Source organism: Pseudomonas lundensis (assembly GCF_015377145.2).
GTDB lineage: Bacteria > Pseudomonadota > Gammaproteobacteria > Pseudomonadales > Pseudomonadaceae > Aquipseudomonas > Aquipseudomonas lundensis.
Genome location: NZ_CP062158.2, coordinates 1,320,971 through 1,339,546 on the forward strand (window position 1 = coordinate 1,320,971; position 18,576 = coordinate 1,339,546).

The 18,576-nt window shown below is 55.2% G+C and carries 22 protein-coding genes and 4 pseudogenes; 17 read left to right on the forward strand and 9 right to left on the reverse strand.

Annotated elements, in window-relative coordinates:
- Position 1: 1 nt before the first annotated feature.
- From IF654_RS06425 to IF654_RS23390, 14 genes and pseudogenes are all read left to right on the forward strand, one after another.
- Entirely contained in the window at positions 2-382 is a 381-nt protein-coding gene (locus IF654_RS06425; RefSeq protein ID WP_047274958.1) for a hypothetical protein, read from the forward strand.
- Between the two features lie 1,114 nt (positions 383-1,496).
- Positions 1,497-1,577: an RHS domain-containing protein gene (locus IF654_RS23185; RefSeq protein ID WP_252190530.1), complete on the forward strand. Its 81-nt coding sequence runs from the start codon at positions 1,497-1,499 to the stop codon at positions 1,575-1,577.
- The gene (locus tag IF654_RS22850) at positions 1,541-1,786 is read left to right on the forward strand and encodes an RHS repeat-associated core domain-containing protein (RefSeq protein ID WP_286675662.1); all 246 of its coding nucleotides are present in this window, start codon (positions 1,541-1,543) and stop codon (positions 1,784-1,786) included. The genes IF654_RS23185 and IF654_RS22850 overlap by 37 nt, the downstream gene beginning before the upstream one ends.
- Positions 1,677-2,222: a DNA/RNA non-specific endonuclease gene (locus IF654_RS22855; RefSeq protein ID WP_286675663.1), complete on the forward strand. Its 546-nt coding sequence runs from the start codon at positions 1,677-1,679 to the stop codon at positions 2,220-2,222. Before IF654_RS22850 ends, IF654_RS22855 begins: the two co-directional genes overlap by 110 nt.
- Positions 2,122-2,667 carry an NTF2 fold immunity protein gene (locus IF654_RS06435; RefSeq protein ID WP_047274956.1) on the forward strand — a complete coding sequence of 182 codons (546 nt, stop codon included), beginning with the start codon at positions 2,122-2,124 and terminating at the stop codon, positions 2,665-2,667. The genes IF654_RS22855 and IF654_RS06435 overlap by 101 nt, the downstream gene beginning before the upstream one ends.
- Before the next feature lie 366 nt (positions 2,668-3,033).
- Positions 3,034-3,834, forward strand: a pseudogene (locus IF654_RS06440) (RHS repeat-associated core domain-containing protein); the annotation flags it as partial.
- Between the two features lie 242 nt (positions 3,835-4,076).
- Positions 4,077-4,604: an Imm15 family immunity protein gene (locus IF654_RS06445; RefSeq protein ID WP_230683764.1), complete on the forward strand. Its 528-nt coding sequence runs from the start codon at positions 4,077-4,079 to the stop codon at positions 4,602-4,604.
- Positions 4,605-5,135: 531 nt separating this feature from the next.
- Positions 5,136-5,325: pseudogene (locus IF654_RS23240) on the forward strand (RHS repeat-associated core domain-containing protein); the annotation flags it as partial.
- Between the two features lie 51 nt (positions 5,326-5,376).
- On the forward strand, positions 5,377-5,658 hold the full coding sequence (locus IF654_RS23245) for an HNH/endonuclease VII fold putative polymorphic toxin (RefSeq protein WP_194862651.1): 282 nt from the start codon (positions 5,377-5,379) through the stop codon (positions 5,656-5,658).
- Positions 5,567-6,304, forward strand: a complete 738-nt coding sequence (locus IF654_RS06460) for a hypothetical protein (protein ID WP_047282180.1) — start codon at positions 5,567-5,569, stop codon at positions 6,302-6,304. Before IF654_RS23245 ends, IF654_RS06460 begins: the two co-directional genes overlap by 92 nt.
- A gap of 32 nt (positions 6,305-6,336) precedes the next feature.
- Positions 6,337-6,828, forward strand: a pseudogene (locus IF654_RS06465) (RHS repeat-associated core domain-containing protein); the annotation flags it as partial.
- Between the two features lie 292 nt (positions 6,829-7,120).
- On the forward strand, positions 7,121-7,468 hold the full coding sequence (locus IF654_RS06470; RefSeq protein ID WP_194862917.1) for a hypothetical protein: 348 nt from the start codon (positions 7,121-7,123) through the stop codon (positions 7,466-7,468).
- Positions 7,469-7,498: 30 nt separating this feature from the next.
- Positions 7,499-7,707: pseudogene (locus tag IF654_RS22860) on the forward strand (PAAR domain-containing protein); the annotation flags it as partial.
- 81 nt (positions 7,708-7,788) lie between these two features.
- The gene (locus IF654_RS23390; protein WP_463894169.1) at positions 7,789-8,715 is read left to right on the forward strand and encodes a hypothetical protein; all 927 of its coding nucleotides are present in this window, start codon (positions 7,789-7,791) and stop codon (positions 8,713-8,715) included.
- Here IF654_RS23390 and IF654_RS06480 read toward each other — a convergent pair.
- On the reverse strand, positions 8,690-9,184 hold the full coding sequence (locus tag IF654_RS06480; protein WP_047277434.1) for a SprT family zinc-dependent metalloprotease: 495 nt from the start codon (positions 9,182-9,184) through the stop codon (positions 8,690-8,692). The genes IF654_RS23390 and IF654_RS06480 overlap by 26 nt on opposite strands.
- Before the next feature lie 131 nt (positions 9,185-9,315).
- Entirely contained in the window at positions 9,316-9,918 is a 603-nt protein-coding gene (locus IF654_RS06485) for a Yip1 family protein (RefSeq protein WP_047276433.1), read from the reverse strand.
- Between the two features lie 273 nt (positions 9,919-10,191).
- Here IF654_RS06485 and ttcA point away from each other — a divergent pair, with 273 nt between their 5' ends.
- Both ttcA and IF654_RS06495 read left to right on the forward strand, forming a co-directional pair.
- The gene (gene ttcA / locus IF654_RS06490; protein WP_047276431.1) at positions 10,192-11,016 is read left to right on the forward strand and encodes a tRNA 2-thiocytidine(32) synthetase TtcA; all 825 of its coding nucleotides are present in this window, start codon (positions 10,192-10,194) and stop codon (positions 11,014-11,016) included.
- A 55-nt stretch (positions 11,017-11,071) separates the two neighbouring features.
- Complete coding sequence (locus tag IF654_RS06495) at positions 11,072-11,743, forward strand: DNA-3-methyladenine glycosylase I (RefSeq protein WP_047276429.1); 672 nt, start codon at positions 11,072-11,074, stop codon at positions 11,741-11,743.
- 33 nt (positions 11,744-11,776) lie between these two features.
- Here the strand turns inward: IF654_RS06495 and IF654_RS06500 are convergent, their stop codons facing one another.
- The 3 genes from IF654_RS06500 to arsC are packed head-to-tail and all read right to left on the reverse strand — an operon-like array spanning position 11,777 to position 13,132.
- Positions 11,777-12,184 (reverse strand): DUF2069 domain-containing protein, encoded by a 408-nt coding sequence (locus IF654_RS06500; protein ID WP_047276427.1) that lies wholly within the window; start codon positions 12,182-12,184, stop codon positions 11,777-11,779.
- Positions 12,177-12,782 (reverse strand): NAD(P)H:quinone oxidoreductase, encoded by a 606-nt coding sequence (gene wrbA, locus IF654_RS06505; protein ID WP_194862650.1) that lies wholly within the window; start codon positions 12,780-12,782, stop codon positions 12,177-12,179. The genes IF654_RS06500 and wrbA overlap by 8 nt, the downstream gene beginning before the upstream one ends.
- A complete protein-coding gene (arsC, locus tag IF654_RS06510; RefSeq protein WP_047282879.1) occupies positions 12,779-13,132 on the reverse strand; it encodes an arsenate reductase (glutaredoxin) in 354 nt (117 codons plus the stop codon). The genes wrbA and arsC overlap by 4 nt, the downstream gene beginning before the upstream one ends.
- 126 nt (positions 13,133-13,258) lie before the next feature.
- On the opposite strand from arsC, the gene IF654_RS06515 reads away from it, so the two are divergent.
- Positions 13,259-13,723: a TlpA family protein disulfide reductase gene (locus IF654_RS06515; protein ID WP_095010256.1), complete on the forward strand. Its 465-nt coding sequence runs from the start codon at positions 13,259-13,261 to the stop codon at positions 13,721-13,723.
- Positions 13,724-13,768: 45 nt separating this feature from the next.
- On the opposite strand, the gene IF654_RS06520 is transcribed toward IF654_RS06515, so the two are convergent.
- Genes IF654_RS06520 through IF654_RS06535 form a run of 4 tightly spaced genes read right to left on the reverse strand, consistent with a single transcriptional unit; the run spans position 13,769 to position 18,451 of the window.
- Positions 13,769-14,173 carry an META domain-containing protein gene (locus tag IF654_RS06520; protein WP_047276419.1) on the reverse strand — a complete coding sequence of 135 codons (405 nt, stop codon included), beginning with the start codon at positions 14,171-14,173 and terminating at the stop codon, positions 13,769-13,771.
- Entirely contained in the window at positions 14,170-14,610 is a 441-nt protein-coding gene (locus IF654_RS06525; protein ID WP_047276417.1) for a hypothetical protein, read from the reverse strand. The genes IF654_RS06520 and IF654_RS06525 overlap by 4 nt, the downstream gene beginning before the upstream one ends.
- Positions 14,611-14,670: 60 nt before the next feature.
- On the reverse strand, positions 14,671-15,660 hold the full coding sequence (locus IF654_RS06530) for a 2-hydroxyacid dehydrogenase (RefSeq protein WP_047276415.1): 990 nt from the start codon (positions 15,658-15,660) through the stop codon (positions 14,671-14,673).
- A gap of 31 nt (positions 15,661-15,691) precedes the next feature.
- The gene (locus IF654_RS06535; RefSeq protein ID WP_095010257.1) at positions 15,692-18,451 is read right to left on the reverse strand and encodes a response regulator; all 2,760 of its coding nucleotides are present in this window, start codon (positions 18,449-18,451) and stop codon (positions 15,692-15,694) included.
- Between the last annotated feature and the right edge of the window lie 125 nt (positions 18,452-18,576).

An 18,576-nucleotide genomic window follows, 5' to 3' on the forward strand; every position in this document is an offset into this window, starting at 1 on the left:
AATGAACCACAATTATTCAGTGTGGGGGACTGTAGAGTCCATAGTGGCGGCTTATAAAATAATGGATGAGAACGGAAATATAGTTCCTGATCTTGAGTCGCAAGTTATTGTGAGGCGCATGCTTACGGCTCTTAGGCGTTTTTTTTTCGATAATGGATTACTTACAGTAACAGCTTTTGATAATGATGGTAATTTAATCGATCGCCATTACTATAGAAATGATTTTACTGATGAGGGGATAGAGCTTCTCAAGCATAAAGAAGCCGCATGGTTGAAATCTAAAGCAGCAAAAAAAATACCACCCGACATGAAAATTCTTGAAAAAGAACTGATTAAAATACGCACCCTGATGACTGAGGGCGCTACAAGGAGCTCAACGTAGCTCCTGTCCATACAGAGCAGTTGACCGGGTCGATGTAACTGTTGTGAGTCGCTACAATCCGGTCGGTGTCAAAAATAATATTACTCTGTTTCACGGATACCTTGCTTAGAAATTAAATATCGAAATCCGAGATGAGAAAGATGGCGTTTTGCAAAATGGCTGTCACTTCAGTAGTGATTTCATGTGTCTCTTTTTAGTACCTGAAACTTCCTTTTAGAGTCACCTTACAAAGCGAACCTTGATGAGGCTTTGCCGGGGGTACAAATATCAGTTATTCAATCTACATCAAGAGAGGCTCTATTGGCGAAAGGTATGACTTCGCGTCGAGTTAGATGAATGATCTTTTGAGGCTTGAATAAATTTTTACTTGCTTTCATAAAGCGAAGATTCAGGCTGTGCGTTTGGAATTTTAAATTCCGCTTTGTATGATAAATACTATTGCACGGCTGATAATGTCGAGTATGAGCTTTTTCCCATGATATGTAGAAAGAGGTAGAGTCACTTCGCGCATTCCTATTTTTGGTGGGATGGTGCTTATTTCTAAAGATAGAAATTATGAATTTGACATGTTTGGTGATTTAAGGTTTTGATATATTGCAAGTCATTAGTTTTTTTTGCTTTGTGGCGCAAGATTAGCGTATTGATTGTTGATACCTCAAGAGTTAAAGTGGTTTCAGGTGGGGTGAATGCATATCTTCGAAAAAGTAAAATGCCGTTTTTATTTGAAGAGTTGGACTCAAGAGAGAATGCGGATCTGTCTTCTTTTTTTGTGGAGGATAGTGGCAGGCCTGTTAGCTTTAAGAGACTTGTTCTTCCTGGTGAGTCGGGGCCAGATCTTTTTAAATATATAAGGATAGCGATACACTGATTTGTTCTGAGGTATTTAAGGCGTCGGGAGGGTGATTTAAGGGCGTGGAATTTTGTCCTTCGAAAAATGTAGTTTGGTCAGCGGTAAAGAGATTTTAAGTTGGCTTTGATTGGAGAATTGGGCAGTGGACGAAATTTGCTGACGAGTTAGTTATTCGGCGCCTACGACATCGACCAAGACCCGCTGTGGAGTCACACCCCGTAAGCGCTGCCTATTGACCTGCTGGCCTGGTACCAGTGCGACCACTTGGGCACGCCACAAGAACTGACCGACCACACCGGCCAAATCGCCTGGAGCCCGCAGTACAAAGCGGGGAAGAAGTCATAGAACAACGCTCGGACTGGGCACAACGCCAAGGCCTGACCAACCCGATCAGGTTTCAGGGGCAATACCACGATCACGAAACAGGGCTGCACTACAATCGGTATAGGTACTATGATCCACGGGTTGGGGCGGTTTGTCAGCAAAGACCCGATCAGCTATGCGGGTGGGCTGAATCTATATGCGTATGCGCCGAATCCGGTGGGGTGGGTTGATCCGCTGGGTCTTCGTGGTTCAAACTTACGTGCAAAATATCGTCACAACGAAAATGGCTCTTTGAAAAGTGCAACAGCAAAAATACGTACTGAAGATTTAGGTAAAGGAACAAGTACAAATTCGAGTTCACGAATATTCGCTCGAAATTTAGGCTGTGAAGGCGATGATGCGGGCCATGCAATAGGAAATCGACTTGGTGGAAGTGGTGGCAAAAGTAATATTTTTCCACAGGCTCCTAGCGTCAATCGTGGAGAATTTCGTGACTTCGAAGGTGACATCGCAGAATCAGTGAGACGCGGCAGTAACGTAATTGTTCGTGTGGTCCCGCAATACGATGAAGGATCAACCCGACCTCATTCAATTCTGTACCAAGCCCGAGTTGACGGAAATACTGAGTCTCGGATATTTCTTAATCCATGTTCTTGCAACTGTTGAAACGGAGATGAAATCAATGTCACCTGCAGAGAGAGTTCAAACATTCATAAATCAGATGGTTGTGTGGGAGGCTGGCTTTCATGCTGCAAAAAAAAGCGACCAATACAAACATAATACTGAATACAGATGCCGTGCTGATGCTGATGCGAAAGCACGGTTGCTTGAAATATTCTCTGAAAATCTTAGTGCGAAAAGCTTGAATACTATTGGTGCTGCTCGACTCGAAACCTTAGGTACTGGGCGGCCATCTGAATATGATCAGGCGGTTTTAATTGATAGTGTGAATAGTTCCGGTGCGGAATGGACGGTTGAAACTAAAAGAAAGAAAGGTATTAGTCAGCGTTACCAATACATTTTGAATGTGGAAGGCGGAATTCCTAAGATTGATGGAGTGAATGTCTGGCGTAATAGTGAAGAAAAATGGGAGCGCCGTAAGGCTATCTGAATAATGTATAGAGTGCTTTATATTTTTAGTATGCGAAATTTAGAGGCGTTAAGTGGCAATGAAAGACATCATCTGTTTGCGCGACTCCATCACCCCCGGAAAAGTCGCACTTAACGCTTTTATCGGGACCGACCTGAAGTGCAAACCCATTGTCGGAGTCGGCCATAAATTCAGCTACCCGCTGTACAGGTAGTTTCTCGATGGCGGGGGGGCAGCAGTGCCTACTCTGTTAATGGAGTTGCTGTTGAGCTAGTTGGAATGAAAACAGCGTATGGCGCCGCACGGATTGCCAGTAGCCATGTAAAGCGCAGTCAACCGTGAACTACAAAACGTTCTTTAAAAGACTTAGCCGATATGGATTGATATCACTGTTGGCACAACGGCCAGCACAGCCGTCTGCACTGGGACCTGTTCGACCGCCTGGTGCGCTTTGAAAACAGCCAACTGAGCGTCGACTACGCCTATGACCCGCTGGGGCGGCGTCTGTACAAACACTCCAACGCCCACCACCTAAACCGAAGCGAAGCCGGCTCGCAGTGGAACCGCAACGAACAGGCGCGCAAACAGCGGGAACTGGGGTGCGGCTTCACGTTATTCGGCTGGGACGGCGACACCCTCGCCTGGGAAAGCAGCCCCGCGCAGGCCGACGGCGCGAGCGGCAAAACCGTCCATTACCTCTACGAACCCGGCACCTTCGTCCCCGTGGCCCAGGCCCTGCGCCACCAACCGATGCGCCTGCTGGCCCAACCGAGTTACACCGGCGCCTACGACATCGACCAAGACCCGCTGTGGACCCACACCCCGCAAGCGCTGCCGATTGACGTACTGGCCTGGTACCAGTGCGACCACTTGGGCACGCCACAAGAACTCACCGACCCCACCGGCTAAATCGTCTGGAGCGCGCAGTACAAAGCGTGGGGAGAAGTCAAAGAACAACGCTCGGACTGGGCGCGGCAGAAAGGCCTGACCAACCCGATCAGGTTTCAGGGGCAGTACCACGATCACGAAACAGGGCTGCACTACAATCGGTATAGGTACTATGATCCACGGGTCGGACGATTTGTCAGCAAAGACCCGATCAGCTATGCGGGTGGGTTGAACCTGTATGCGTATGCGCCTAATCCAACGGGGTGGGTTGATCCGCTGGGGCTTGCTAAAAAAAGAGTGGGTGTAGGGGGGACGCCTAAACAGGCGCAATCGAAAGTGAACAAAGACCAGGCGCCAGGAGATATTACCCGTATTGATGAGCCAGAGGAGAGTGTTCCTAGTAGTCAGTGGCATGCGCACTGTAAGTGCGGGCCAGGCTATAATCTTGACGGCACTATTCATGATAAAGGCAAAGGAAAAGTTAGTTTTTCACGGAAAACAATCGACTGGTTAAATAGTCATGGATGGAGTATCCCTACAAAGTGAAGCTTGCAGATCTTTATAATAAAATAATCAGCAAGGAGCCCTATAATGATATTGATATATTTTTTTCAGATTATGAGGGTTTTGAAGAGATACCATTAGTCTCAAGGTATAGTCGATTAAGCTTTCTGAAAAAAAGTATGACTAGTGAAGGTGTGTCTGATTTTTTAGTCGGATTGTCCGCCTTTCTCGTGAATACGATTAGATTGCAATCTCGGGCGAGTTGTGGGCGTGACATGTTTATAGCTGTGACGTTTACGGATTTCGAGGTTTTTGAAGAACAGGGGGTAATAATACCTAAGATTTTTGTTTATCCAGAGCCCGGTTCGATTGGTTTTTTAAATAAATTAAAGAGTAAGGATTGTGATGTATTGTCGCAAGAAATGAAGTTGGTCAGGTTGCACTTTTCAAATTGTCAGCTAGAAAGAGTGTTTGATTTTTATGAGAGCAGATTTTATGATTCGGCTAGCGACGAAGATATTGTCAGGATCTTTGCTGTTCCAAGTAACCCTTTAAGTAAAGCCTGACTTGCGCTTGTAAGTCAGGGGGGAAGTGCATCATGGCAATCGAACTATCACAGTATTTCCTGTCAGGAGAGAGTAGATAATGTTTGAGTTTTCAGTTTGCAGAAACGACACTGGAAAAGTGACAGGTTTTGATTTGGGAGGTATGGGGTTTTCAACTGGGGGAAAAGAAATATCTTCAAAAGGCAGTCCTAGGCTGTTGATGATGGTTTATTTGTCGGTTGTATCCTTGGTCGATACTTTGTTAAGCCTGAGGGTTGGCAGGAAATACGAATTTGTCGGTGTGGATTCGTCTTTTTCGTTAGTCTTCGAACTTCAAAGGAAGGGGGGGTCGTATGGGGAGAAAATGAGCTATTAGGGGTGTGTGATTTTTGTATATTAATTAAAGCTATTGATAAGGGGGTAGAGGTGTTTTTGAGTAATGGGAATCAGCTTCCGCCTACGGACCCTGTCTATAATTATTTCCACAGTACGCTTAAAAACCTGAGGCTGGCAGTAGCTGCATGCGAGCGAGGCTAATAGGCGTGGCGTGCAGGATTGAATAATCCGATCTGGTTTTGTAGACCAATACCACGATCACGAAACTGGGCTGCACTACAATCTGTATAGGTACTATGATCCACGGATCGGGCGGTTTGTCAGCAAAGACCCGATCAGTTATGCGGGTGGGTTGAATCTGTATGTGTATGCGCCTAATCCGGTGGAATGGGTTGATCCGTTGGGTTGGCGCGTTGTATTAGTGATAGTGAAGTAATAAATTCAGCTCCTTAAGAATATGACGCCCGAAGGGGCTGGTCGTCGGGGAGCGTTTAATGAAGCTAAGCGCCAGTCAGGAATTCCGACAAGTCAACAGCCAAGTAGGGTAATTCATAACGTGGATAAACGTGGCAATCGACAGCCAGGAAAAATTTATGAATTTGAAGTCGCTGCGCCAGGCGGGGGGATTAAAAAAGTAAGAGTTAGAGATGATTCAGGCAGACACGATTTTGGCACAGGAAACCCACAGAATAGAGGTGCTCACTTTAATGATGAATCAGGTTTCCACTATGACTACTAAGGTTGCAGTGACAATTGCTAAAGACGCTTTTTCAGATAATGATGTAATTCATCTGGGTCGGTCGGTCGAGGAAGGTGGATGTAAGCTATCAGTAATAAGTTGGTTGGTAAAAGTGCGTGGGGAAAGCGCCCTCTTGCAAGTTTTTAAGGGCCTCTACAAGATGCTTCAAGAAAGATTACCCGATTATGATGTTTGGTTATTGTTAGGTGCCAGTGCTTGGCAGCCTGATACTCGTATAACTCGTTATAGAAGGTTGTGGGGTGCGCTGAAGCTGAGAGGGTTAGAGGTGTTGTGTGGTAATGACTTTAAAGAGTTTATAGTTGAAGGGGGAGATGGTATAAAGTTTTACGGAGCGGCTGCTTTGACTTTGTCTTCAGCAAGCTCTGTGATAAATATTATTTTGAATGAGTGTTGTTCATATTTTGCTTGCTTTCCAAAAGGGTGTGATGTTGATAGATTATTGAAAGGAGGGTGGTCTGGGGAGGTTGTAAGTGATTTGAGTTTTATTTGTCGTGTGGCGAGTTCTAATGGTTTTATACTGAAGCCCGTAGGTGAGTTTGATGATGTGGAATGGGGTTTTTTTTATTTGGGGCCTTTGGAAGTTGCACTTAAAATTAGAGACGATGAGTTCGAGATAGAGTCATAAAGTTTTTCGTAAGTTAATAGCGTTGAGTTATGACCCTCTACGGCAACACCCTCGCCTGGGAAAGTAGCCCTGCCCAGACAATGCGCCACCAACCGATGCGCCTGTTGGCCCAACCGAGTTAAACCGGTGCCTACGACATTGACCAAGACCCGCTGTGGACCCACACCCCGCAAGCGCTGCCGATTGACGTACTGGCCTGGTACCAGTGCGACCACTTGGGCACGCCACAAGAACTGACCGACCCCACCGGCCAAATCGCCTGGAGCGCGCAGTACAAAGCGTGGGGAAAAGTCAAAGAGCAACGCTCCGAATGGGCACAACGCCAAGGCCTGACCAACCCGATCAGGTTTCAGGGGCAGTACCACGATCACGAAACAGGGCTGCACTACAATCGGTATAGGTACTATGATCCACGGGTCGGCCGGTTTGTCAGTAAGGATCCGATTAGTTATGCGGGTGGGCTGAATCTGTATGCGTATGCGCCGAATCCAACGGGGTGGATTGATCCGCTGGGGTTGGCGCGTATTTATAAAGATGCCCCGTACCATGGACCAGCTGATAACGCGTAAAGAGCCGGGCACCTTCAAATGGGCAGGCGGCTTTAGACAATTCTGTTCAAGTTAAAGAAACCTCTCCTAGAAGAGTAGGAGTAGATACGGCAAAGAATGAATTAGTGGTTCTTGATAAGACCCAGACACTACCGAACGGGGATGAGGAATTTCATGGGCATGTACGGTGTTGGTGCGAGCTTCATAGTGATCAGCAAAATGCGCTTAGAAAATCCAAAAAAACAACTACCAAAGGGAGAATAAAGAAATGAATATTCCGAATAAACTCTCTTTAACAGAACTGGAGAGCTTATTAAAATCCGACAATGAGCAGGAGATTATAGAGGCTCTAATGTACGCTGTATTTAATATTGATGAGCCTAGGTGGGTCCAGGAAAAATGCCATGAATTAATATATTCAGACAAGAGTTTGAACATAAAGGGACTTGCAATTGCCTGTTTGGGACATGTTGCCAGAATACATGGAACAATTGATAAAAATATCACAATCCCTTTATTGATAAAGCTTAGTAAAGACCAGGATTTATCCGGGCGAGCAAGCGATGCCCTAGATGATATTGAGCAGTTCGTAAAAAATAAAGACATCATCCGCTAAGGCGAAGACAGCACCCTCGGTGGCGTCGTTCTGGAAGCTTTTTCCCAGACCGACCTAAACGGCAAGCCCATTGCCGGGTCGGCCACAAAGCCAGTTGCCCATTGTGCAAGGGAATCTTCCCGATTACCGAGGGCAGCGCTACTTACGCAGTTGACGGGATTGTCGTTGTCCTCGACGAGATGAAAATCGCGTGCGGCGCCGCGCTGATTGCCAGTGGCCCGAAAAGTGCCGTAAGCAGTTGTACGGCAAAACTGCTCTTTAAAAAATCAACTCAAAACAACCTCCTCAGACGCGACTATAAATACTATGCCGCAGGCCAACTGACCCACATCCACGACAGCCGCCGTGGGCCGCTGTCCTATCGCTACGATCCGGTCGGCCGACTGCTCAACGCCACCAGCCGCCTGGGCGTCGAAACCTTCGCCTTCGCCTTCGACCCGGCCAGCAACCTGCTGGATGAAAAAAACCACCAGGTCCAACGCCCACTGGACCACGACCCCAAACGCAACACCCTGATGGACAACCTGCTGCGCGAATACGCCGGCAGCCACTACGACTACGACGAACGCGGCAACCAGATCCGCCGCTGGCACAACGGCCAGCAAAGCCGCCTGCACTGGGACCTGTTCGACCGCCTGGTGCGCTTTGAAAACAGCCAACTGCGCGTCGACTACGCCTACGACCCGCTGGGCCGTCGTCTGTACAAACACTCCAACGCCCACCACCTAAACCGAAGCGAAGCCGGCTCGCAGTGGAACCGCAACGAACAGGCGCGCAAACAGCGGGAACTGGGGTGCGGCTTCACCTTATTCGGTTGGGACGGCGACACCCTCGCCTGGGAAAGCAGCCCCGCACAGGCCGACGGCGCGAGCGGCAAAACCGTCCACTACCTCTACGACCCCGGCACCTTCGTCCCCGTGGCCCAGACTCTACGCCACCAACCGATGCGCCTGCTGGCCCAACCGAGTTACACCGGCGCCTACGACATCGACCAGGACCGGTTGTGGACCCACACCCCGCAAGCGCTGCCGATCGACGTACTGGCAGTTACGCGGCAATGGTTTCGCTGGCCTGTGCTAGACGGTGTTTACGACATTACTTTTCGTACAGAACGGTTTGTGCTGTTTTTGAATCAACACCTCTCCAGCGCTGGTCCGCTTCTTGTGTTATCCAATATTCGGAGATGCGTCGGTGAACCTTCCCCCCATTTTTTGTACCCGTTTATTCAATTCGGGTCTGGCCCGTGAACAGCAGCGTGTTCCGGCATTTGCGGCACAGGTAGCGGCGGCCTTTATTGACCAGCCCGTGGCGTTGGGCGGTGAACGGGAAGTCGCTGTCCGGGCAGGGGCAGCGATAGATGTAACGGGTCACGCTGCGGCGTTTGATGTCATACGTATGGCAACGATTGGGCGGCAGTTCGTACACCCCGCGCATGATTAGTTGCCACTCTTCACCATGGGCCGCGATGCGGTCGCCAAACAGTTGATGGGCGATCAGGTGCGCGACTTCGTGGGCCACGGTTTGTTTGAGGAAGTCGTCGCGGTTTTCGCGGTACAGCTGTGGATTGAAGCGCAACAGGTTTTCATGCAGGTGCGCCACACCGGCCTTCTGGCCGCGCAGCTTGAAGCTGACCACGGGGCGCTTGAAAGGGCGCTTGAAAAACGCTTCGGCAAGGTTGAAACAGTCTTCGACGCGGGAATTGAGCAGCTCGGGCATGCGGTTCGGTTCTCCAGAGCCCGCGATTATGCCGCAAGCCTGAAGCGGGCGAAGGGTCAAAGTGCCGAGCGGTTCACCCGGCTGTTAATCCTGTAGCCGCTAGCGCAGGAGGCGGCTACAGGATGCCCCCGTCAGTTGGTGTAGACCGGGCCGACGCCCAACCCCCATACGATCACGGTAAATGCCATGATCGCGACCAGCACCACCAAACCGACGGCCAGCACCGAACTCGAAAATAGAAAGCCTTCATCGGGGTCGATGTTCATGAAGGTCGGCAGGCCGACATACAGCAAATACACGGTGTAGCAAATCGCCGCCGTGCCCACGGCCATGCCCAGCCACATGTGCGGGTACAGCGCCGCCAACCCGCCAATAAACAGCGGCGTGGCGGTGTACGTGGCGAACGCGACACACCGCGCCAGGCTGGGTTGGGCATCGTAGGTGCGTGCCATCCAGTGAATGAATGCGCCCATCACCCCGACCCCCACCAGCATCGACAGGTAGGACATGACCGTCATCCACAGGGCGCTTTCTGTGGTGAGCATGACCGGTGCCCGGCTGCCAATGACCCAGCCGACCTGGGTGGTGCCAATAAACGCGGAAATGGCCGGGATCGCGGCCAGGATCAGGGTATGGGTGAGGTACATGTGGCTGATGCTTTCTTCGGCATCGCCGCGTATTTGCCGCCACTCTTGATCGGGGTGGGTAAAGAGGCCCACAACGTGATGGATCATGGCTGTCGCTCCTGTAATAAAACGCATCGCCCCCAGTGGGACGCGTGCCGGTCGCGCAGCCAGATAATGTGAGGTTCAAGCAGGGCTTGCGGCCTTATGTCGCAGTATAGGAAACCCCGTGGTTAATGACGCCGGGGCGTTAGAGCATATTGTGCTGTCAGTCCCTGGCGTAATTGCCGAGACGTCTTAAGGGCGGCCACAGGGGGTTCGTGTGCGGGCGCTTTAAGGGTAAAATCGCCGCCTTTTTGTCTTAACTCGCGGAATTGAAGCGCTATGGGCACTCTCTCGGTCTCTCAAATTAAACTCCAGAAACGCCTGCGCCGATTGACCGGTGAGGCCGTTGCCGATTTCAACATGATTGAAGATGGCGACAAGGTGATGGTCTGCCTGTCGGGCGGCAAAGACAGTTACACCCTGCTCGACGTGCTGTTGCACTTGCAGAAAGTGGCGCCGATCAGCTTTGAAATCGTTGCCGTGAACATGGACCAGAAGCAGCCGGGCTTCCCGGAAGAGGTGTTGCCGGCCTACCTCAAGGCCCTGGGCGTTGAGTACCACATCGTTGAGAAAGACACCTACTCGGTGGTCAAGGAACTGATCCCGGAAGGCAAGACCACCTGTTCCCTGTGCTCGCGCTTGCGGCGCGGCACGCTCTACACCTTTGCCGATGAAATCGGTGCGACCAAGATGGCATTGGGGCATCACCGCGACGACATCGTCGAGACGTTCTTCCTCAATATGTTCTTCAACGGCACCCTCAAGGCGATGCCGCCCAAGCTGCTGTCCGACGACGGGCGCAACGTGGTGATCCGTCCGCTGGCGTACTGCAACGAGAAAGACATCCAGGCGTACTCGGATTTGCAGCAGTTCCCGATCATCCCGTGCAACCTGTGCGGCTCGCAGGAAAACCTGCAACGCCAAGTGGTCAAGGACATGCTTCAAGAATGGGACCGCAAGACGCCGGGGCGCACCGAGAGCATCTTCCGCAGCTTGCAGAATGTGATCCCGTCACAGTTGGCCGATCGCAACCTGTTCGACTTCGCCAGCCTGAAAATCGACGAAACGGCTACGCCGCGCTTTGTTAATTTGCTGAACCTCTAGGCCTGGGCAGGGCTCAGATCCCCCAGTGACACCCTATTTGCCAAGAGGAGAGGGCATGCGCGATTACAAATGGCTGCACGAATATTGCTTGAACCGCTTTGGTTCGGCAGCCGCGCTCGAAGCCCGGTTGCCCGTGCCGCGAACGGCCGCGCAATTGCGGGCGATCCCCGATGATCGTTATCTCTCGACCCTGGCCCTGCGGGTCTTTCGCGCCGGGCTCAAGCACAGCGTGGTTGACGCAAAGTGGCCGGTGTTTGAAGAGGTGTTTTTCGGTTTTGACCCGGAAAAAGTGGTGCTCATGGGCGCCGAACACCTGGAGCGGCTGATGCAGGATGCGCGGATCATTCGCCATTTGGGCAAGCTCAAAAGCGTGCCGCGCAATGCGCAAATGGTGCTCGACATCGCTCACGAACACGGCAGTTTCGGTGCCTTCATCGCTGATTGGCCGGTGACCGACATTGTCGGGCTGTGGAAGTACCTGGCCAAACACGGGCATCAGTTGGGCGGCCTTTCGGCACCACGGTTTTTGCGGATGGTCGGTAAAGACACGTTCGTGCCCAGCGATGATGTGGTAGCCGCATTGAATGCGCAGAAGCTGGTGGACAAGGCGCCCACCAGCCTGCGGGATCTGGCGATTGTGCAAAATGCGTTCAATCAGTGGCACGCCGAGAGCGGGCGGCCGATGTGCCAGCTGTCACAGATGCTGGCACTGACCGTCAATCATTGACCACCATCGGCCGGATCGACGCACGGTGGCGGATTACTCTCCCGCCAGCCGTCGATCCAGCTGATGGCGCCAGCGCACAAACAGCATCGCACTGACAAACACCGCCACGCTCCCGGCGATTTCCAGCAATCCGAACACTTGCCGATTGGGGTCGAACGCCGCCAGGGCGCCTTTGATCAGGTACAGATTGATCACATAACAGGTGAAGGAATGGCCGCGCGGATTGCCGATCAGCATGCCCGGCACCAGGAACATCAGCGGCACCAGCTCGATCAGCAAAATCACCCACGGGCGTGCGCCGTGCAAGTCGGCGAACATCAGGTAATACACGCACAGCAAGCCGATAAAACCGAAGAAACACACCAGGCTCAAGAGGCGCATCAAGCGCACGCGAGGCTGTAGCCATTCGATGGAGGGCAACACTTTGGGCTTTTTAGCCACGGGGCGTCTCCAGTTTCAACGCGATGCTGGCCAGGCGCTGGCCGAGGGCGCGGCACAGGGCGATTTCGTGTTCGTCCAGCCCGCGTTTGCCGTCGGCCCCGGCGTGGTGGCTAGGCCCGTAGGGCGTGCCGCCTGCGGTGGTCTGCAACAACGCCGACTCGCTGTAAGGCAGGCCGGTGACCAGCATGCCGTGGTGCATCAGCGGCAGCAGCATCGACAGCAGGGTGGTTTCCTGACCGCCGTGCAGGCTGGCGGTGGAGGTGAACACGCCTGCAGGCTTGCCCACCAGTGCGCCGGTCAGCCACAAATTGCTGGTGCCATCGAGAAAGTACTTCAGGGGCGCGGCCATGTTGCCGAAGCGGGTCGGGCTGCCCAGCGCCAGCCCTGAGCAGTGCTTGAGGTCATCGAGGCTGGCGTACATCGCGCCTTCAGTCGGAATCGCCGGGGCAACGGCTTCGCATTCGGTGGAGACGGCTGGCACCGTGCGCAAGCGCGCTTCCATGCCGCCTTGTTCTATCCCGCGCGCGATATGCCGCGCCATGTCGCTTGTCGAGCCGTTACGGCTGTAATACAGAACCAAAATGTAAGGGGTGCTCACGACAGGATCTCCAGCACGTTTTCAGGCGGTCGCCCGATGATTGCGCGGTCGCCCGCCACCAGAATCGGGCGTTCGATCAGCTTGGGGTGCGCGGCCATGGCATCGATCAACTGCGCGTCGCTGAGGCTGCTGTCGGCCAGATTCAGGGTTTTGTATTCGTCTTCGCCGGTGCGCAACAGCTGGCGCGCGCTGATTTTCAGTTTGGTCAGCAGGTCGGTCAGTTGGGCGGCGGTGGGTGGTGTTTCGAGGTAGCGCACCACGTTAGGCGACAGGCCACGGGCTTCGAGGAGTTCGAGCGCACCGCGCGATTTCGAGCAGCGCGGGTTGTGATAAAGCGTCAGATCGGTCATGTGCGGGTCGCATCTTGGGTAAGGTGGCGGCTATTCTACCCGCCTGACGGCCGCGCCTGAACCGTGTGCGGTAATTGGCCGCCGTCCCCCGATTGTTTGTGTGTCTTTATCGAGAAGGATCAACGCATGTTTAAGCGACTCATGGCGCTCGCAGCCCTCACTGCCACCTTAGCGCTGGCAGGGTGCGGCAATGATTACGGGGTTGACCAGCACGGCCAGAAAGTGGCGTCCGAGCGCCTGGACAAACAGTGGAAAGTCATCAACTACTGGGCCGAATGGTGCGGGCCGTGCCGTGTGGAGATCCCGGAACTCAATGCGCTGGAAAAACAGCTGCAAGGGCAGTCCGTGGGGGTGTTCGGGGTGAATTTCGACGGTTTGCAAGGCAAGGAGCTGAGCGATGCGGCGACTGCGCTGGGGATCACCTTCACCGTGCTGGCTCAGGACCCGGCTGAGGTCTTTGATCTGCCGCGCAGTGAAGCGCTGCCGGTAACCTACATCCTCGACGAGAAGGGCAAGGTGCAGGCGCAGTTGATGGGTGAACAGACAGCCGCAGGGGTGATGGCCAAGATCAAGGAACTGCGCGGTCATTAACCGCGGTAGCCGCCGCCCCGGGCTGCGGCTACCGGTGACGCGAGATCAGCTTTCTTCGGGCCACAGGCGCAACGGCTTGCCTTCGGCAGGCCAGAAACGCACTTGCTCAATGGGCGAGATATCCCAGCGTTCCACGGTTTGCAGCGCTTCAAAGAAGCGGTGCTCCTGCTCCATCAGCGCGGGCGCGCACGCCTTGCGGGTGCTGCCGACGCCGCCGAAGGTCAGGCGTTGGCCGTCCAGCGTGTACGGCGCGAACCAGTGGTTGCAGCCGCCGCTGCCATAGGCACGACCGGCATCGTCCAGGGTGACGGTCAGGTGGCTGTTGTCGATCAGCGGACGTTCGCCGATCCACTCCAGCACGTACGTGTGGTTCTGTTGCAATTTCACCGGGTCACCCGCGCAGCCCATCAGGCTGGCGCCGAGCAGGGCCATCAGGGTCAAACGCTTCATGCCGCTTCCTTTTGTTGGCAGGTTGGGCACAGGTGCTTGCTGCCTTCGGTGCGCCAGCCCAATTCGGCAATGCGCGCGCTGGCGGCCGGTTTTTGCGCCTTGGCGCCCAACTTCGCGTCGACGGCGAATTCGAACTTCAGTTCTTTGGCGCAGCCGTCGCAGTTGACCTGCCACGCGTGAATCGACAACTCGCCAAACACCGGGCCTTTGGCGACGGCCACCCACTGGCCGCGAGGGTTGATCAGGTGACGGACTTTTTCGACGGTCAGGCGCATGGCCAGGTCTTTGCTGCCCTTGAGGGTGACCACCAGCACGTCACCGTTCTGAATCGAGCCACCGTTGCCGGTGACTTGATAAAGGCCTGCCGCCAAGGAGCGGCATTCGATCAGGGTGTGCTGCGGACTAAGCAGGTTGTAGCGGAAATCGTGTTCGACCATGGGTCCTCCAAATAGGCCGCTATGCTAGCACGCAGACGCCAATCCACGAGGCGTGGCCGCTTAACCTTCGATCAGGTTGTGGGGCGATCCGGCTTTCCAGGCCGCGATGTTCTCCAATGTGGTGGCGGCAATCGCGCTGAGGGCTTCGTGGGTCAGGAACGCCTGATGCGCCGTGATGATGACGTTGGGAAACGTGAGCAGGCGTGCCAGCACATCGTCTTGCAAGGGCAGGTCGGAACGGTCCTCGAAGAACAGTTGGGCTTCTTCTTCATACACGTCCAGCCCCAAGTACCCCAGTTGCCCGCTTTTCAGGGCTTCGATCAGGGAGGGCGTGTGCACCAGCGCCCCGCGCCCGGTGTTGATCAGCATGGCGCCGTGTTGAAGGGTGGCCAGGCTTTGGCTGTTGATCATGTGCTTGTTTTCGGCGGTCAGCGGGCAGTGCAGGCTGATGATGTGCGAGCCCGCGATCAGCTCGGGCAGGCTGACGTATTCGGCGCCCAGCGCCAGCAGGGCCGGGTTGGGGTAAGGGTCGAAACACAGCAGTTTGCAACCGAAGCCCGCCATGATTTTGCCGAAGGTGGCGCCGATCTGCCCGGTGCCGACCACCCCGACAGTCTTGCCCACCACATCAAACCCGGTCAGGCCGTGCAGGGTGAAATCGCCTTCACGGGTGCGGTTGTAGGCGCGGTGCAGGCGACGGTTGAGCGCCAGAATCAGCGCCACGGCGTGCTCGGCCACGGCATGGGGTGAGTACGCCGGTACGCGCACCACGCTCAGGCCCAGGCGCCGGGCGGCGGGCAGGTCGACATGGTTGTAACCGGCCGAACGCAGGGCAATCAGGCGTGTTTTACCAAGGGCCAGTTGCTCCAGCACCGGGGCGCTCAAGTCGTCATTGATGAAGGGGCAGACCACCTCGTAGTCATGGGCCAGGGCCACGGTGTCGAGGTTCAGGCGCGCGGGCTGGAAGTGCAGCTCAAGGTCGTCGTGTTGCGCGGCAGCGGTGAAACTGTCGCGGTCGTAGGTCTGGCTGCTGAACAGAAGGATGCGCATGGGAGTCTTCCTTGGTTGAGTGCAGAAAGTGTCAGGCGGCGCTTCGGGCTTCAGCGCCAAGGCGGACGATGGCGTGATCCAGCTCGTCCAGTGCGGCGTACGCGTTGGGGCTCTCCTGCTTGAGCAGCGTCTCGGTACGCTGGCAGGCGGCGCGCAATTGCGGTACGCCGCAGTAGCGGGTGGCGCCGTGCAAGCGGTGAACCCGTTCGATCAGGGCGCTGTTGTCCCGGGCTTCACGGGCCTGACGAATCGCTTCGCGGTCGGATTCCAGCGAGGCCAGCAGCATGGCCAGCATGTCTGCGGCCAGATCCTGTTTACCGGCCGCCAACCGCAAGCCCTCCTCGAGATCCAGCACGGGGAGTTGCGTGTCAGGGGTCGGCGGTTCCTGTTGGCTATCGTTGACCTGGTTGATCAGCGCCAACCCGGTCCATTTCAACACCACTTGGCCCAACTGGCGTTCGCTGATGGGCTTGGTCAGGTAGTCGTCCATACCGCTTTGCAGCAGGGCGCGTTTCTCGTTGGCCATGGCGTGGGCGGTGAGGGCCACAATGGGCAGCGGGGTGGACTGGCGCTCGCTTTCCCACTGGCGAATCAGCTCTGTGGTTTCGCGGCCGTCCATGCCGGGCATTTGCACGTCCATCAGCACCAGATCGAAGGCGTGGGCCTTGACCGCATCAATCGCCGCATAGCCGCTGTCCACGGCCGTGACGTGCGCGCCCATGTCTTCGAGCAGGGTTTGCACCAGCAGCAGGTTAGCCGGGTTGTCGTCGACACACAGGATTCGCGGGGCGCGGCTGGCCAGTAACTCGCCGCGCTCGCTACGGGTGTGACGCGGCTGGACCAGATCCGCCAGCGTGCGGCGTAACTTGCGGGTGCAGGCGGGTTTGGACTGTAACTGTTCATGGGAGTTGGGCACAGCGGCGGCGAACAGTTGCTGTTCGGTGGTGGGGCACAGCACCAGCACCTTGCAGCCCATGCGGTCGAGGTCCCAGATGGGCTGATTCAGCCGTTCCGGCGGCAGGTCCGAGGCGGTGACGCCAAACACCGCCAGATCGAAAGCCTGGTCGGTGTGATGGGCACTGGTCACGCCATTGCACAGGGTTTCGAGGGTGTTGAAGGGCGTGACCGCCAGCCCGCAGTCTTCGAGCTGGTGCTGCAAGGCCTGACACGCCAGGTCGTGTTTTTCCAGCAAGGCCACCCGACGGCCCAGCAGCGGCGCGCCCGGCAGGTCCTCCACGTCATCCCGTGCCTTGGGCAGCTTGACGCTGATCCAGAACACCGACCCTTCGCCGGGGGTGCTCTCGACCCCGATTTCGCCGCCCATCTGTTCCACCAGGCGCTTGGAAATCACCAGTCCCAAACCTGTTCCGCCGGGTTGGCGCGACAGCGAGTTGTCTGCCTGGCTAAAGGCCTGAAACAACGCCCGCACATCCTGACTGGTCAGCCCGATGCCGGTGTCCTGAACGCTGATGCGCAGTTGCACGCTGCCGTCGTCCTCATCCTCGTCTTCGAGCATGGCGCGCACGGCAATGGTGCCTTCGCGGGTGAACTTGATCGCGTTGTTGACCAGGTTGGTGAGGATCTGCTTGAGCCGCAGCGGGTCGCCAATCAGCGACAACGGCGTGTCGCGGTACACCAGGCTGACCAGCTCCAGGCCTTTCTCGTGGGCGGACGGGGCGAGAATGGTCAGCGTGTCTTGCAGCAAGTCGCGCAGGTTGAACGGGACGCTGTCGAGCACCAGTTTGCCGGCTTCGATTTTCGAGAAGTCGAGGATCTCGTTAATGATGCCCAGCAGGTTGTCGGCCGACTTTTCGATGGTGTGCAGGTAATCGAACTGACGTGGGGTCAGCTCGCTTTTTTGCAGCAAATGAGTGAAGCCCAGAATGCCGTTGAGCGGGGTGCGGATTTCGTGGCTCATGTTGGCCAGAAACTCGGACTTGATGCGGCTGGCCTCCAGGGCCTCCTTGCGCGCCAGGTCCAGCTCAAGGTTCTGGATTTCGATGGTTTCGAGGTTCTGGCGCACGTCTTCGGTGGCCTGATCGACGCTGTTTTGCAGTTCTTCCTGCGCGTTCTGCAAGGTCTCGGCCATGCGGTTGATGCCCGACGCCAGTTCGTCCAGCTCATGGCTGCCCAACGGTGGCAGGCGGGTTTCAAGTCGCCCGTCCTTGAGTTGGGCCACGGCTTGCTTGATCTGGCCCAGCGGTGCATTGATCGTGCGGCTCATGCGCAACGCCAGCAAGGCGGTGAACACCAGCCCGCTGGCAATCAACAGCAAGCTGGCAAACAAGCTGCGATAACCGCGCAGCAACATGTTGCTGTGGGACAGTTCAAGCTCGACCCAGCCCAGCAGGCGATGGGCTTCGTTGGGAATGATGTCGCCCGCTAGGTTGCGATGACGGCCAAAGACCGGGAGTAAATAGCGCGTGGCGTCGTTGTCAGTGCGTTGCAGCAACTGCGTGCTATTGCCCAGCGGTGCCTGATTGAGCATGACCGGGCCCGCGTGGGCGAGGGTTTCGTGATTGGCGTCGAGGAACGACACGGCCCGCACGTCCTGTTGCTCCAGGGACTCGGTGGCAATGCGTGCCAGCAGGGCAGTGTCGTGCCGCCCGAGGGCGGGCGCGACCAGTGGCGCGAGCTGTTCGGCAATCATTTCACCGCGCTGCAACAGCTGGGACTGCAACTCGGACTGTTGCACCCAGGTGAAGTAGCCACCCAGCACCATGGCCATCAAGGTGACGGGCAGTAACGTGAGCAGCAATACGCGGCCTTTGATTCCCAGATTTTTAAGCACGCAATTCTCCAGCTCCACGTTTTTCTGATCTTGCCCCGCGCATCCGGCGCAGGTTTGCTGGCAGTGTAGCGATTTGCCCCGCGCCCGACTTGCAGAAATTTGCCCTGCGGGTCGCGGCATTGATC

Coding starts and splice junctions, on each gene's coding strand:
- IF654_RS06425 (WP_047274958.1), top strand. CDS start 2: ATGAACCACAATTATTCAGTGTGGGGGACTGTAGAGTCCATAGTGGCG.
- IF654_RS06435 (WP_047274956.1), top strand. CDS start 2,122: ATGAAGGATCAACCCGACCTCATTCAATTCTGTACCAAGCCCGAGTTG.
- IF654_RS23245 (WP_194862651.1), top strand. CDS start 5,377: ATGACGCCCGAAGGGGCTGGTCGTCGGGGAGCGTTTAATGAAGCTAAG.
- IF654_RS06460 (WP_047282180.1), top strand. CDS start 5,567: ATGATTCAGGCAGACACGATTTTGGCACAGGAAACCCACAGAATAGAG.
- IF654_RS06470 (WP_194862917.1), top strand. CDS start 7,121: ATGAATATTCCGAATAAACTCTCTTTAACAGAACTGGAGAGCTTATTA.
- IF654_RS06480 (WP_047277434.1), bottom strand. CDS start 9,184: ATGCCCGAGCTGCTCAATTCCCGCGTCGAAGACTGTTTCAACCTTGCC.
- IF654_RS06485 (WP_047276433.1), bottom strand. CDS start 9,918: ATGATCCATCACGTTGTGGGCCTCTTTACCCACCCCGATCAAGAGTGG.
- ttcA (WP_047276431.1), top strand. CDS start 10,192: ATGGGCACTCTCTCGGTCTCTCAAATTAAACTCCAGAAACGCCTGCGC.
- IF654_RS06495 (WP_047276429.1), top strand. CDS start 11,072: ATGCGCGATTACAAATGGCTGCACGAATATTGCTTGAACCGCTTTGGT.
- arsC (WP_047282879.1), bottom strand. CDS start 13,132: ATGACCGATCTGACGCTTTATCACAACCCGCGCTGCTCGAAATCGCGC.
- IF654_RS06515 (WP_095010256.1), top strand. CDS start 13,259: ATGTTTAAGCGACTCATGGCGCTCGCAGCCCTCACTGCCACCTTAGCG.
- IF654_RS06520 (WP_047276419.1), bottom strand. CDS start 14,173: ATGAAGCGTTTGACCCTGATGGCCCTGCTCGGCGCCAGCCTGATGGGC.
- IF654_RS06525 (WP_047276417.1), bottom strand. CDS start 14,610: ATGGTCGAACACGATTTCCGCTACAACCTGCTTAGTCCGCAGCACACC.
- IF654_RS06530 (WP_047276415.1), bottom strand. CDS start 15,660: ATGCGCATCCTTCTGTTCAGCAGCCAGACCTACGACCGCGACAGTTTC.